Below are 1248 nucleotides of genomic sequence, written 5' to 3' on the forward strand. Positions count from 1 at the left end.
TGGTGTTAGTATTAAATCTTAGACAACTTTTCGTAGAGACAAAAATAAATTAAACTTAGCTACGAGAGGATGATTTTTTATGACCCGATATGAAGAAAATTTTAAACAGATGATTGTTGAACTGAATCAAACTGGACGTTCCGTTCGAGGGTTGGCGAAAGAATATGGCTTATCTGAAGCGACGATTTACAAATGGAAGAATTTATATTTGCCTAATCAGTCCACAGGACTGACTGGAAAAGAAGTGGCTGAACTAAAAAAAGAAAATGCTCGTTTGAAAGAGGAACTTGAAATCTTAAAAAAAGCCGCAGCCATATTCTCTCGGAAAACCTAAATTCGCTTATTCAGTTTATTGAAAAATGGTGTAAGGACTACACTGTTTCTTTGTTATGTCGGTTATTAGAAATCCCTAGAAGTGTCTACTATTTTTATAAAAACAAGCCATTGACAGCTACAGAAATCAGAAATAATACGTTGAAAGAGACTATTTCGACAGTTTTTTTTACGAATAAACAGCGCTATGGTGCCACTAAAATTCATCAAGTTTTATTAAAAGATGGCATTTCAGTATCTCTTAAACATGTCCAAAAGCTAATGAAGCAATTAAATTTAAGATCGATTGTAGTAAAAAAATTTAGACCTCAAAGGTTAAATAAAGCGATTATTTCAAAAGAGAACATATTAAATCAGGACTTTTCTACTAAAACTATTTGTGAGAAATGGGCGGCTGACATTACATACATTCCTACTAAGAAAAATGGCTGGTGTTACTTGTCTTCCATCATGGATCTACACACGAAAAAAATTATTAGTTATACATTTTCAAAAAGAATGACGGTGGATTGTGTCATTCAAACGTTGAATAAAGCAAAACTAAAGTATCACATTCCGGAAGGAATGATTCTACACACTGACTTGGGCAGTCAATATACAGCAACAGAAGTAGAAAAATGGCTTGAAACCAACAAAATAAGGCATTCCTATAGTAGAAAGGGAACACCTTATGATAACGCAGGAATCGAATCTTTCCACGCCTCATTGAAAAAGGAAGAAGTTTACACGACTAGCTACTCAAATTTTGAAGAAGCAAATCGTGCACTATTTAGCTATATTGAGGGATTTTATAACCGGAATCGACTTCATAGTTCGATTCACTATCTAACCCCTCAGGAGTTTGAAGATTTGGCAAAAGAAAAAATGACATAACCGTCTCTACTAAAATGTGTCCAAGATATTGACTCAAATCCA

General features: G+C 34.0%; 1 protein-coding gene. It reads left to right on the plus strand.

Going from position 1 to position 1248, the window contains the following annotated elements; translation table 11 throughout:
• Positions 1 to 79: 79 nt before the first annotated feature.
• Positions 80 to 1206, plus strand: a protein-coding gene (locus JZO76_RS14040; protein WP_113624675.1) for an IS3 family transposase whose coding sequence is annotated in 2 segments (ribosomal slippage) — positions 80 to 308 and positions 308 to 1206 — 1128 coding nt in all. Because the reading frame shifts where the segments join, the coding sequence is not laid out codon by codon here.
• Positions 1207 to 1248 lie beyond the last annotated feature (42 nt).

It is taken from the genome of Candidatus Enterococcus myersii (assembly GCF_017316025.1).
Lineage (GTDB): Bacteria > Bacillota > Bacilli > Lactobacillales > Enterococcaceae > Enterococcus_C > Enterococcus_C montenegrensis.